Annotated in this window: 13 protein-coding genes; 3 read left to right on the plus strand and 10 right to left on the minus strand. The window is 40.6% G+C overall.

Annotated features, from left to right (window positions below; all coding sequences use genetic code 11):
* Positions 1–367: 367 nt before the first annotated feature.
* From hemG to SJ312_RS15515, 5 genes are read right to left on the minus strand one after another with little or no spacing between them, the layout of a single operon-like run.
* Positions 368–892: a menaquinone-dependent protoporphyrinogen IX dehydrogenase gene (gene hemG, locus SJ312_RS15495; RefSeq protein ID WP_004260786.1), complete on the minus strand. Its 525-nt coding sequence runs from the start codon at positions 890–892 to the stop codon at positions 368–370.
* Positions 893–952: 60 nt separating this feature from the next.
* The gene (gene trkH, locus SJ312_RS15500; RefSeq protein WP_004260787.1) at positions 953–2,404 is read right to left on the minus strand and encodes a Trk system potassium transporter TrkH; all 1,452 of its coding nucleotides are present in this window, start codon (positions 2,402–2,404) and stop codon (positions 953–955) included.
* Between the two features lie 28 nt (positions 2,405–2,432).
* On the minus strand, positions 2,433–3,047 hold the full coding sequence (locus SJ312_RS15505) for an IMPACT family protein (RefSeq protein ID WP_094961383.1): 615 nt from the start codon (positions 3,045–3,047) through the stop codon (positions 2,433–2,435).
* Positions 3,047–4,381 carry a Xaa-Pro dipeptidase gene (gene pepQ / locus SJ312_RS15510; protein WP_319868066.1) on the minus strand — a complete coding sequence of 445 codons (1,335 nt, stop codon included), beginning with the start codon at positions 4,379–4,381 and terminating at the stop codon, positions 3,047–3,049. The genes SJ312_RS15505 and pepQ overlap by 1 nt, the downstream gene beginning before the upstream one ends.
* Positions 4,382–4,400: 19 nt before the next feature.
* A complete protein-coding gene (locus tag SJ312_RS15515) occupies positions 4,401–4,586 on the minus strand; it encodes a hypothetical protein (protein WP_141240669.1) in 186 nt (61 codons plus the stop codon).
* A 52-nt stretch (positions 4,587–4,638) separates the two neighbouring features.
* On the opposite strand from SJ312_RS15515, the gene fadB reads away from it, so the two are divergent.
* Both fadB and fadA read left to right on the plus strand, forming a co-directional pair.
* Positions 4,639–6,831, plus strand: coding sequence for a fatty acid oxidation complex subunit alpha FadB (fadB, locus tag SJ312_RS15520; RefSeq protein WP_319868067.1), 2,193 nt, complete (start codon positions 4,639–4,641; stop codon positions 6,829–6,831).
* Between the two features lie 4 nt (positions 6,832–6,835).
* The gene (gene fadA / locus SJ312_RS15525; RefSeq protein WP_319868068.1) at positions 6,836–8,002 is read left to right on the plus strand and encodes an acetyl-CoA C-acyltransferase FadA; all 1,167 of its coding nucleotides are present in this window, start codon (positions 6,836–6,838) and stop codon (positions 8,000–8,002) included.
* A gap of 225 nt (positions 8,003–8,227) precedes the next feature.
* Here fadA and fre read toward each other — a convergent pair whose 3' ends face one another.
* From fre to pepE, 3 genes are all read right to left on the minus strand, one after another.
* The gene (fre, locus tag SJ312_RS15530) at positions 8,228–8,929 is read right to left on the minus strand and encodes an NAD(P)H-flavin reductase (protein ID WP_036958308.1); all 702 of its coding nucleotides are present in this window, start codon (positions 8,927–8,929) and stop codon (positions 8,228–8,230) included.
* A gap of 10 nt (positions 8,930–8,939) precedes the next feature.
* Positions 8,940–10,415, minus strand: coding sequence for a 4-hydroxy-3-polyprenylbenzoate decarboxylase (gene ubiD / locus SJ312_RS15535; RefSeq protein ID WP_004260801.1), 1,476 nt, complete (start codon positions 10,413–10,415; stop codon positions 8,940–8,942).
* A 112-nt stretch (positions 10,416–10,527) separates the two neighbouring features.
* A complete protein-coding gene (pepE, locus tag SJ312_RS15540; RefSeq protein WP_004260803.1) occupies positions 10,528–11,253 on the minus strand; it encodes a dipeptidase PepE in 726 nt (241 codons plus the stop codon).
* Positions 11,254–11,418: 165 nt separating this feature from the next.
* On the opposite strand from pepE, the gene rfaH reads away from it, so the two are divergent.
* A complete protein-coding gene (gene rfaH / locus SJ312_RS15545) occupies positions 11,419–11,913 on the plus strand; it encodes a transcription/translation regulatory transformer protein RfaH (protein WP_036958310.1) in 495 nt (164 codons plus the stop codon).
* Positions 11,914–11,992: 79 nt separating this feature from the next.
* Here the strand turns inward: rfaH and tatC are convergent, their stop codons facing one another.
* Together tatC and tatB are read right to left on the minus strand one after the other, a co-directional pair.
* Positions 11,993–12,760: a Sec-independent protein translocase subunit TatC gene (tatC, locus tag SJ312_RS15550; RefSeq protein WP_110592461.1), complete on the minus strand. Its 768-nt coding sequence runs from the start codon at positions 12,758–12,760 to the stop codon at positions 11,993–11,995.
* A gap of 3 nt (positions 12,761–12,763) precedes the next feature.
* A complete protein-coding gene (gene tatB / locus SJ312_RS15555; RefSeq protein ID WP_004260808.1) occupies positions 12,764–13,309 on the minus strand; it encodes a Sec-independent protein translocase protein TatB in 546 nt (181 codons plus the stop codon).
* Positions 13,310–13,312 lie beyond the last annotated feature (3 nt).

Below are 13,312 nucleotides of genomic sequence, written 5' to 3' on the forward strand. Positions count from 1 at the left end.
TTAAAATCAAATATTTTTTTGATAGTGTCCTGTGAGTGCCCACACAGATTGTCTGATAAATTGTTAAAGAGCGTTGCGACTGAATCTTTCGATTTTTGAACCGGATTCCGTGAATCACGGTCGTTGTCGCGAGGTGTCGTATAATACGTTTTTTATTTAGAAAGTCAAGCGTTTATTTTCAACTTTTTCTTTCTCACCTCTGTTATCACTGGGTTATGAAGCTTTCTTCTAACCGGTTTGTCGTGACAACGGATGCGCATTATAGGGAGTCGAAAAATTCTCGCAAGTGTTTTTTTGATTTATTTTACCAAGCGATGATTTATTAAACAAAAAACATAAAATAACTACATTTTGTTGAAATTACGACCTACAAACTATCAAATTCAGTTGCGAATTCGGCTACCTTTTCCCAATTAGTATATTCAACTTCTGTTTTTGGGTCGGTTGGGCCATCTGTCATTTTCATAATTAGGCGGATCATCATTCTATCAAACCATGTATAACGAGGGTAAAACAGTGCTCCGGCAAAAACAGATTTCAATGTTGGCTTCCAAGGGCACGCTTCTAAAAACTTCCGCGTATATGCGTTAGTTTCTACTGTATTCTTACCTTCTTTTCTTGCCGTCAAATTTACAGCAAAAAAACCTGTTTTCATTGAGTTCAATTGATTTTGATGGGAGGTCACAAAACGTTGTAGTTTTTTATTGAAATGCCCATAACGAATGGATGCTCCTACCAATACTTTATCGTAACCTGATAAATTAAGCTGTTGGTCAGTATTTAAATCACGAATATCGCATTCACGACCTGAATTCCTCAGTTGTTCTGCTATTTTTAAAATAATTTTTTTAGTTTGCCCATCCGTACTGGAATGTAAAAGTAAATAGCTCATTATTGTTCCTAGATTATTATCATTTCTATATAGGTAATATTATTTATTAGTTGCGCTCGACTATTCACGCCAAAAAGTGGGAGTCAGTAACACTAATAAAGTGAAAACCTCTAAGCGCCCAAATAACATAGTCACCACTAGAATCCATTTCCCAGTTGGATTCATTGATGTGAAGTTATCTGCGACAGTCCCAAGACCTGGTCCCAAGTTATTGAGTGTGGTCGCTATTGCTGAGAACGCAGAAAACTCATCAACACCTGTTGCGATCAGCAATAATAAGCTAACAACAAAAACAAGTGCATAGGCAGAAAAGAACCCCCAAACGGCTTCAATTATTCTTTCTGGTAATGCTCTTTGCCCCAGTTTGATTGTGTAGACTGCATTAGGATGAACTAAGCGTTTTAACTCACGCGAACCTTGTAAGAAAAGTAACAAGATACGAATAACTTTTAACCCACCACCTGTCGAGCCTGCACACCCCCCAACAAATGCAGCACATAATAGAAGCATTGGTAAGAAAAGAGGCCATCCCGAAAAGCTATCCGTTGTAAAACCAGCCGTCGTTGCCATTGAAACAACTTGGAAGAAGGCTTGGTCAAGCGTTTGACCAAAACTACTATAAACAGAATGAAACATAAGCACTAAAGTACAAATGACCACTAAGACAAATTGGAAACTTATGAACATTCTAAATTCAGGATCGCGCCAATAAATTCCCAAACTACGTCCGGTTAATACAGCAAAGTGCAAACCGAAGTTACAACCAGAGATAATCAGGAAAATACCAATAATAGTGTTAATCGCAGGGCTGTTGAAATAACCAATACTGGCATCATGAGTTGAAAACCCACCGATAGCAATGGTTGAAAAGCTGTGAGAAATGGCATCAAAAACATCCATTCCGGCTATCCATAAAGCCACCGCACAAGCAATTGTGAGTAGTACATATATAAGCCATAATGTTTTTGCCGTCTCTGCAATACGAGGGCGCATTTTATTGTCTTTCAAAGGACCCGGCATTTCTGCGCGGTATAGCTGCATTCCCCCAACGCCCAAAAGCGGTAAGATTGCAACAGCGAGTACAATTATCCCCATCCCCCCAAGCCATTGAAGCATTTGCCGATAAAACAAAATAGCTTTGGGCAAGGAATCAAGCCCTGTTAGCGTTGTCGCACCAGTTGTAGTCAAGCCTGAAAACGATTCAAAAAAAGCATCAGTTACCGAAAGATTGGGTCTTTCCGAAAAAATAAACGGCAATGCCCCAACGCTTCCCAGCACAGTCCAAAATAAAACAACAATAAGAAAACCTTCTTTTGCTTTAAGTTCGTGCCGGCTATTACGGGTTGGTAGCCACAAAAAAAGGCCAATTAGCAAAGCAGTGACAAAAGTCTGGCTAAAAGCTCGCCCTGCACCATCTCGATAAATTAGCGCAACAATACCAGGAATAACCATGGTAAAAGAAAAGATGATGACAAGCAGCCCGACTATACGGGTTATTGCACGAAAATGCATTCGGCAGGTTCCTTGATAAAACTGTTTACTATTCCGATTCTGGCGTGAGCGTTAAGGCTCCACGACTTACATCGCGTAATTTATCATTGACCTCCTGCTCAAGAGTAGCAGGAATTGCAATTTGTAAAGAGACAGTTTCATTATAATCACTGTGCAAAACCGTGCCATTCACTTGAACAAGCAGTTGTTCAATTGCATTAATCAATGAATAGTCACACTCTAAGTTAAAGATTTTTTGTGGTACTTTTGTCTTTGTGGGTAATATTTTTAATGCTTGCTGGGCACCATTTCCATAGGCTTTAACGAGCCCCCCCGTCCCTAGCTTTATTCCACCAAAATAACGCACGACGACACAGGTAACCTCCCCTAGGTTGCTACCTAATAGTTGCGCCATAATGGGCTTTCCTGCTGTTCCTGTCGGTTCCCCGTCATCAGAGAACCCTAACTTTTGTGAATCATCAGGCCGGCCAGCAACAAATGCCCAGCAATGGTGCCGGGCATCTGGGTATTGAGTTTTAATTGATTGAATATAATCTTTTGCCGCTTCAATACCATCTGTATGAGCTAAATACGTAATAAATTGGCTTTTTTTGATCTCTTCTGTAAAAGAAATAGTTTCAGCCGGTATTAAATAAGGTTTCATTAACGTAAATGTAAGTCTCGAGTCATATTTTCAATACGATTTGCGTGGATCACAATATTATCTTCAATACGAATACCACCGTAAGGTTTGAAGAACTCGATTTTATCCCAATTAAAGTGCTGGCTAAACTCCCCATTTCTCCATTCAGATAATAGAGATTCAATGAAGTAGAGCCCAGGCTCGATAGTTAACACCATTTTAGGTTCTAAAACACGAGTACAACGCAAGAATGGATACATTTTAGGAGCCGCGAGATATGTACCACTGTCATCTTGCATAAAACCAGCAGCATCATGGACTTGTAAACCAAGCGGATGTCCTAAACCGTGAGGCAAAAATGGCGTTGTTAAACCACTTTCCACCATTGACTCTTCACTAATACCTTTAATAATATCATGTTTAGTCAGTATCTTAGCAATTCTATGATGCATATCTACATGATAGTCTGTGTAGCGTACACCCGCCTTGATTGTATCAATTAAAGCGAGCTGTTCCGTATTGACATCCGCAACTAATTCAGCAAATTCATCTTTCCCTTTTGCAGCATAAGTTCTCGTAATATCAGCAGCATAACCGTTATATTCAGCACCTGCATCAATAAGAAAGCTGCGTAATTCGTTCGGTACCGTTTGCTGTAGTTTAGTGTAATGCAATACAGCTGCATTTTCATTCAGTGCAACAATGTTACCATAAGGGACATTGGTATCTCGATGCCCGGTTGATTGTAAATAACTGATATTAATATCAAACTCACTCATTCCTGCGCGAAATGCTTCAAGAGCAGCGAGGTGCCCATTTACAGCCATTTTTTGCGCTTCACGCATGCAGTAAAGTTCATAATCTGTTTTATAAGAACGATGATAATGATAGTAATCTAAAACAGGTTTGGGATTGATATTATGTAGCGAAATCCCTAATGACTCAGCCCTTGCAGTTGCAGAACCAATATAAGCCACATTTTCTTTCGGTAGACTTGCTAGGAAGGTTTTAATGTCATCTGCATTTTTTAAATGGATTAACTCAATATCTTTGGTCCAAAAACTGTTCGGCAGTGGTTCAACACTATGCCAATAATCAACAGGTGAATAAAACCATAGCTTAGGCTTATTTACGCCATCAACTAATAACCATGAGTGTGGAACATCAGTGACAGGTACCCACGCTTTGAAATGAGGATTAACTTTAAAAGGATAGTCGCTATCGTCAAGAAAGATGCGTAGGGGTTCACCCGAATGAATCAATATGGCATCTAATTTGCTGCGCTGTAAAACTTGCTGAGTTCTGTTTTGTAACGTTTTAATGTGTTCAGCGTAGAGTGCAGTCAGTTTTTCCATTTCTTTCAACCTTTCAGCATTAATTAGAAAAATCAAGCTTACCACGTTCTGTTATTAACGGATATGCACTCTGTTGCAAACCATCATTAATTAATTGATATATAATACCTTTATCATTTAAATCATTAATTATTTCGCTTAATTGCTGTGACCAACCTTCCATTTTTGTTATTAAAAGTTTGCAATTAATTAACATTCTAGTCACACTCACCTCATCTGGTCGTACCAGATAACACTACCACGTAGAGGAGAGCAGAATGCTTTATCAAAGTGACACTATCTATATTCAATGGTTGAAACAAGGGATTGCAGAACTGGTTTTTAACTCACCAGGGCCAATTAATAAATTGGATACCCACACCGTTGCTTCACTTGATGAAGCCGTGTCTGTTCTTGAGCAACAAACCGAGCTGCAAGGTGTAATTTTCCGTTCTGATAAACCCGCTTTTATTGTTGGCGCTGATATCAAAGAATTTCTTTCACTCTTTGAAGCGTCAAAAGAAACACTAAGCGATTGGTTGCACTACGCTAATAGTATTTTTAATCGCATTGAAGACCTACCTGTTCCAACGATTTGTGCCATTAATGGCTATGCATTAGGTGGTGGCTGTGAATGCATTTTATCCACTGATTTTCGCATCGCTTCACCTGATGCTCGAATTGGGCTTCCTGAAACAAAACTTGGGATCATGCCTGGCTTTGGTGGGTCCGTTCGGCTTCCTCGATTAATTGGTTTGGATAGCGCATTAGAAATTATTACTGCGGGTAAAGATGTCGATGCCTCGCAAGCTTTAAAACTAGGCCTTGTTGACGCGGTTGTTAATACAGAAGCTCTCGCACAGTCAGCGCTGCAAGTCATTGAATCTGCAATTGCTGGGGCCTTCAATTGGCATAAAAAACGTCAACCTAAGCTTAGCCCTCTACAATTGAAACCTATTGAGCAAACGATGAGTTTCAATGTCGCTAAGGGGATGGTGTACAAGGTTGCAGGCAAACACTATCCAGCGCCTATGACTGCTGTAAATACGATTGAAAAGGCAGCAAATTGCACTCGTGATGAAGCCTTGAAGCATGAAACAGCTGCATTTGTTCCTCTAGCGCATAGTGATGTTGCACGTGCGTTAGTGAATATTTTTCTAAATGACCAACAAGTTAAGTCAAACATTAAAAAAATCGCACAACATGTTGATATTCCAACGCATGCTACCGTATTAGGTGCAGGGATTATGGGCGGAGGCATTGCATATCAATCTGCCAGTAAAGGCGTACCTGTCTTAATGAAGGATATTAATGTTAAGTCATTAGACTTAGGAATTGAAGAAGCACAAAAGCTATTAAATAATCAATTTGAGCGTGGAAAAATCACCGCAGCGAAAATGGCGGCAACCTTATCATCTATTCATCCCTCATTATCTTACAACGGGGTGGAAAATAGCCAAATCGTCGTTGAAGCCGTTGTTGAGAACCCGAAAGTCAAAGCCGCTGTATTATCTGAAGTTGAGTCCTTAGTAACAAGTGAAACTATACTGGCTTCAAATACATCAACTATTCCAATTTCAACCCTCGCAAAATCACTAAAACGCCCAGAAAATTTCTGCGGTATGCACTTTTTTAACCCAGTGCATCGGATGCCATTAGTTGAAATTATCCGAGGAGAACAAACTTCTGATAACACTGTTGCCAAGGTTGTTGCCTACGCCAATAAAATGGGGAAAACCCCTATTGTTGTCAATGACTGCCCTGGCTTCTTTGTTAACCGGGTACTTTTTCCTTATTTTGCGGGCTTTAACTTACTGCTACAAGATGGAGCTGACTTTAGAGAAATAGACAAAGTCATGGAAAAAGAGTTTGGCTGGCCAATGGGGCCTGCTTATCTTCTTGATGTTGTTGGTATTGATACTGCTTTTCATGCAGAGCAAGTTATGGCTCAAGGTTTTCCTGAACGAATGGGGAAAAAAGGCAAAAATGCCATCGATGTGATGTATGAACAACAACGCTTTGGTCAAAAGAATGGCCAAGGGTTTTATCAATATGAAAAAGATAAAAAAGGGAAACCGAAAAAAATTAATGACCCTAGGACTGATGAATTACTTGCTACTATTTGCCCAACAAAGCGCACTTTCACCAAAGAAGAAATTATTGCTCGAATGATGGCTCCTATGATTAACGAAGTTGTTCGTTGCTTAGAAGAAGGTATTATTCAGAGCCCTTCAGATGCAGATATTGCTTTAGTTTATGGTTTAGGCTTTCCACCATTCAGAGGAGGGGTGTTCTGCTATTTAGATACCTTAGGCAGCCAGTCTTACTTAAAAACGACGGAATCTTTACAGCATTTAAGTCCTCTATATCATGCGCCTAATGGCTTAAAAGAAAAAGCGGCTACCAATGCAAGATATTACCCACAGCCACCTGTAGTGGCGATTGATGTCAAAAAAGTTGCGAGAGGTTAATTTTATGGAAAATGTCGTCATTATTGATGGAATACGTACACCAATGGGCCGTTCAAAAGGTGGGGTATTTCGCCATGTTAGAGCTGAAGACCTTTCTGCACACCTCATGAATGCGATTTTTGAACGTAATCCAAACGCAAGTAACAAAGAATTGGATGACATCATCTGGGGTTGTGTTCAGCAAACACTGGAGCAAGGGTTTAATATTGCTAAAAACGCAGCATTACTCACGGATATACTTCATACGGTTCCTGCCGTTACAGTAAATCGCCTTTGTGGTTCATCAATGCAAGCAATACATGATGCGAGCCGGTTAATTATGACGGGTGATGCAAAATCAGTACTCATTGGTGGAGTGGAGCATATGGGTCACGTACCAATGACTCATGGTATAGATTTCAACCCTAAACTGACTTTACGAGTTGCTAAAGCCGCAGGCGCTATGGGACTGACCGCTGAAATGCTGGCCAAAATGTATAAAATTAGCCGAGAAGAGCAAGATGCATTTGCATTAAGGTCTCACCAGCTTGCAGCCCTAGCAACGGAAAAAGGGAAGTTCAATAACGAGATCGTTCCAATTAATGGCCATGATGCCACAGGTAACCTCATTTCAGTAAATTATGATGAAGTGATTCGCTTTGATGCAAGCTTGCAAGGTTTAGCGGCTCTTCGCCCTGCCTTCGACCCTGTTAGTGGGACGGTGACCGCAGGTAATTCATCTGCTCTATCTGACGGTGCGTCTGCGATGTTACTGACCAGCGAAAGTTATGCCACTCAGCAAGGAATTAAACCACGAGCTAAAATACGCGCAATGGCCGTTGTTGGCTGTGACCCATCAATCATGGGATTTGGGCCTGTGCCAGCAAGTGAGCTCGCTTTAAAGCGAGCAGGACTAACTTTAAATGATATTGATATTATTGAATTAAATGAAGCTTTTGCGGCACAATCTATTGCATGTCTAAAAGGCTTGAAGCTATCAGAAAACCAATTAGATGATAAAGTAAATCTCAGCGGAGGGGCTATTGCACTTGGCCACCCTTTGGGATGCTCAGGAGCAAGAATTTCAACAGCTTTACTTAATCATTTAGAACAAAACGATAAACAGTTTGGTTTAGCCACTATGTGTATCGGGTTCGGCCAAGGTATAGCCACCATTATCGAACGAGTTTAACAATTTATTTTTAGTTTTCGCAAACATTGTATTTTGTCGATGTTCCCGCCTAGTCAGGGGCGGGTTTTTTTTGCCTCTTTCTAGCCAAATATCCACAACAAGTTTAATCCTCATAGTTCGGGTTGTAGGTAGGCGACAAATGAATGAGACCCTACGAGCATACAAAAGTATGTGACTAGGGCGAATGAATGAAGCCAACACCCCTACAATTCGAACTAGGACGGGTTAAATGAATTCATAAGCATCACCGAATAACTGCTCCGGTTTACCTCCGCGCTCATTACAAAACCGTTCTCTAGCTATTTTCGCCATTTCAAAACGGCCTGCAATATAGATATCATGGCCTGATAAGTCACCGAAATCTTCTAGCACTGCACTCAGAACCGTTCCTGTTCTGCCTCGCCATAGTTCATCTGGTTGCTCTACAACTGGTGTGATCTTTAAATTAGGATAGTTTTCACTAAGGGCCTGTAATTCGCCAAGATCGTATAAGTGTTCCAATTGACGACCACCCCAATAGAAAGTGATATCACGATTCGGGTTTTCAGCTAAAGCCGCAAGCAATACTGAGTGGGTATAGGAAAAACCTGTCCCACCAGCAATTAAGATCATGGCATTACTGCTATTTTCTCGAAACCAAGCTTTACCATGTGGGATGTCGATATCAATACGTTTTTGATCCAAAATTCTATCCATTACTGCCATTGCATATAGATTGATTTCAGAAGCACCGATATGTAACTCAATAGTTTCTTTATTGTGAGGAGTTGAAGCCATTGAAAATGGTCGTTTGTCACGCTCATCCATCACGACCATTAAATATTGGCCTGCTTTAAAATGAAAAGGACCATCTGGCAACAAAATCACCCGATAAACCGTATCCGTGATAGATTCAACAGATGTTACTTTACAGCTTAAAGTTGCCATGGTTTCCCTCTTATTTTTTGTCAAAAATATTTAATTGTTCCCAAATATCATCAATGCGAGATTTAACGCTCTCTGTCATTACGATAGGACGCCCCCATTCACGATCTGTCTCACCCGGCCATTTATTGGTGGCATCAAGCCCCATTTTTGAACCCAGCCCAGACACAGGGGAAGCGAAGTCGAGATAATCTATTGGTGTGTTTTCCATCATCACGGTGTCACGGGCAGGATCCATCCGAGTTGTAATTGCCCAGATAACATCTTTCCAGTCCCGTGCATTAATATCGTCATCACAAACAATAACAAACTTAGTGTACATGAATTGGCGCAGGTATGACCAGACTCCCATCATGACTCTTTTAGCATGTCCTGCATATTGTTTTTTCATTGTTACGACGGCAAGACGATACGAGCACCCTTCAGGAGGAAGATAAAAATCAACAATTTCAGGAAATTGTTTTTGAAGAATGGGAACAAGGACTTCGTTTAACGCTTCCCCTAATACTGCGGGCTCATCTGGTGGCCTTCCCGTATAAGTTGAATGATAAATTGCATCACGACGCTGAGTCACATGAGTCACAGTAAATACCGGGAAACTGTCTATTTCATTATAATAACCGGTATGGTCACCATAAGGACCTTCGGGAGCCATTTCACCTGGCTCAATATACCCTTCTAAAATAATTTCAGCGCCAGCGGGAACTTCAAGGTCATTCGATATGCATTTAACAACCTCGGTTTTATTACCACGTAATAACCCCGCAAAAGCATATTCTGACAATGTGTCAGGGACTGGTGTTACCGCGCCTAAAATGGTTGCTGGGTCTGCACCCAGGGCGACTGCAACAGGAAATTTTTCACCGGGATGCGCTTGGCACCATTCTTGAAAATCCAGAGCGCCACCGCGATGAGACAACCAACGCATAATAACTTTGTTTTTTCCAAGAACTTGCTGACGATAAATACCTAAGTTTTGCCTTTCTTTATGTGGGCCTTTAGTCACTGTCAGCCCCCATGTAATTAAAGGAGCGGCATCTTCAGGCCAACAATGCATAACTGGGATTTTTGTAAGGTCAACGTCTTCACCGGCCCAAATTTGTTCCTGGCAAGGCGCAGAGCTTAGCCGTTTTGCAGGCATATTTAGCACTTGCTTGAATTTTGGTAGTTTATCGAAAAGGTCACGAAAGCCTTTCGGAGGATCGGGCTCTTTCAGAAAAGCGAGTAATTTGCCTACATCATGTAATGCTTTTATGTCTTCTTGCCCCATCCCCATTGCAACACGTTTAGTTGTTCCGAAAAGATTACACAAGACTGGCATGTTATAGCCTTTGGGATTTTCAAATAATAGGGCCGGTCCCCCTGCTCTTAGTGTGCGATCTGCAATTTCAGTCATTTCCAAATAGGGGTCGACTTCCATTGTAATGCGTTTTAGCTCGCCTTGTTTCTCAAGTTGCGAGATGAAATCTCTAAGGTCACGGTATTTCATTATCTTCTTTTACTGTTACAGGGGGAGTCCCATTATAAGACGTCCGGCCAAGGTTACAAGTTGCTGTCTAAAGCACTTAAAAATCAATCTTTTTCTGGTTTAGTATACCATTTTACTGGCAATCAAAAGGGACTAATTTTTCTAATAGTAAAGTATCAAATTGTTCTGAGAATGTTTTATTATGCTGAAATAGTTTAAAACCTTCATCTTTTCCGCTGAAATAATGAAGTTCATTACCTTTAATTTGTAACCCACTTCCTTCCCTGAGCGCAACAACAACTTCATGAGGATTAATCACACAAAATTCTTGTAATCGTTCATCACGAGTTTCGCCCATATGACCAGAAATATGAGCATCAATATAATGAGGGTTAATTTGTAATGGAAATAGCCCCAGAGATGGCATAATTGCAGCATTACTAACAGGCATATCATTCGTAGTACGGATACTTGGAGTCGCTACATTGCATCCTGCACTCCAGCCGATATATGGCACACCACGCTCACGAACCGCACGTTGAATCGCAACTATCAACCCGTTCTCATGTAGGCATTTATTCAACCACCAAGTGTTACCACCACTCACAAGAATACATTCTGCCTGCTCAATCGCTTCCACAGGACTAGAAAAGTGCTCAATAGACGTAACTTTTATTCCCAACGCATCTGAAAGCTGTTCTGCTCTTTCGTCATGTGAACCGCGAAGAACTGCATACGGAACCAAAACTGCTGACTTTATGTTCTTACGAACAATCATTTCTTTGATTCGAGGTAAGGCGTAGCTGAGCCATACCGGGTTGCCTGGTAGCTTACCGTTACTCAACAAAAAGATATCCATTATGTCTCCTACTGATTTGGTTTTTGCATTACAGTTATCATAAGACTATATTCGGTTAATATAGACCTAAGCATATCAATAATATGGTTCTGTTCTTCATTAGTCACATTGTTATGTCGTAATTTGTTATCATAAACATAGTTTTGTCAGATGGAATTCAAAAAAATGGAAAAATGGTATTTGCTTTATTGCAAACGCGGCCAAATTGAACGGGCTATGGAGCATTTAAACCGACAGAATGTTGTTTGTATGACGCCCATGACTGAAATGGAAAAGGTGGTTAGAGGGAAAAGGGTGACAGTGCAAGAAGCCCTGTTTCCAAACTACTTATTTGTGAAATTTGATCATAATGAAATTCATACGACAACCATCCAATCAACAAGAGGGGTTAGCCATTTTATTCGTTTTGGCCAGTTTCCGACGGAAGTCCCCGAAGAAATTATTGAGCTATTACAACAAACCCCCGTTAGTTATTCCGTCGCACCAGATATACCAAAACATGGCGACCAAGTGACAATTACCGAAGGTATTTTCGCGGGAGTACAAGCTATTTTTGATGAGCCTAATGGAGAGTATCGTTCTATTCTTTTACTGAATATTTTAAATAAAAGTGTACCTAAAGTGGTTGATAATACGCAATTTAAAAAAAATACAGATTGAACGCTTTAAGCAATCAAAAGCCCTTCTTAAAGGGCTTTTCACCTTTTTGCATTGCAAATTAAAGATAATTTAATGCAAATCAAGACTCTTCTTTTTCTTCTTCCTCTGCCTCTTCTTGCCGGTTTCTACCTTTACCAACATAGAAATTGGATAGTAAAACTCCGAGCTCGAAAAGCAAATACATTGGAACAGCAAGCAAAGTTTGAGAGAGTACATCTGGCGGCGTTAAAAACATCCCAACGATAAATGCCCCAACTAAAATATAAGGACGTTTACGTTTCAGGGATTCCGGTGTAGTCACGCCTGTCCAACACAGTAAAATAATTGCAATAGGTACTTCAAATGCCGCACCAAAAGCCATGAATAATGTCATGACGAAACTAAGATATTTACTGATATCGGGAATAAAGTTAACGCTATCTGGGGTCGTTTTAACAAAGAAACCAAATGCGAGGGGAAAAACAACGAAGTAGGCAAATGCCATTCCCAAATAAAACAAGAAACTACTTGAAACAAGCAAAGGCAACATGAGTTTGCGTTCATGCTTGTATAAGGCAGGTGCAATAAAAGCCCAAATTTGATAGAGAATAACCGGTATCGATACAAAAACCGAAACCATCATTGTCAATTTAATTGGGGTAAAGAATGTTGACGCCACATCTGTCGCACTCATTTGCGAACCTACTGGTAGCTTATCAATCAAAGGGGCTGCTACCAGCCGATAGATATCATTTGAAAAATAAGCAAGCGCAGCAAAAACAATTAAAACTGTAATTAAACAGTTTAACAGCCGTTTGCGAAGTTCAATGAGGTGGCTAATAAGTGGTTGTGTATCATTTACAGCCATGTGTTATTTTTCACTTTCAGTTTGATTAGAGTTTTTTACTTTAGCATCGAGTGATTCTACTGTTTTCACGGCGACTGAATCTTCTGGCTTTTCATCCTCAACAACAGCCGCCATTTTAGCAGCATGCTCAGGGTTTGGATCAGACTCTTCAGGTGGCTGCTGAGTATTATCTTTCGCTTCCTTTACAGCACTATCGTAACTGTCAGTGATCTCTTTTGCTTTGTTTAACTCTGTTTCAATATCATTGGTTGTCGCTTGGTAATCGCTTTTAAGCGATTGTGCCGCTGTACGCAGTTCTTCCATTGACTGCTTAAGTTCAGGAGAAAGCGCTTCTAAATTAGCTTTTTCTTCCACCTTTTTCAGCGTTTCTTGCAGCTCCTGCAGCTTTAACTCTTGCGATAACTCGTTTTGTACATTTGCAGCCATAGAGCGCATCGCACGGATCCACCCAGCGACAGTTCTCACTGCCACTGGTAACCGCTCAGGGCCTAATACAACGAGACCAATAACTGCAATAAGCAACAGTTCACTAAAACCTATGTCAAACACGGT

The sequence above is a fragment of the Providencia sp. CIM-Carb-044 genome (genome assembly GCF_033901115.1).
In the GTDB taxonomy this organism is placed as follows: domain Bacteria; phylum Pseudomonadota; class Gammaproteobacteria; order Enterobacterales; family Enterobacteriaceae; genus Providencia; species Providencia hangzhouensis.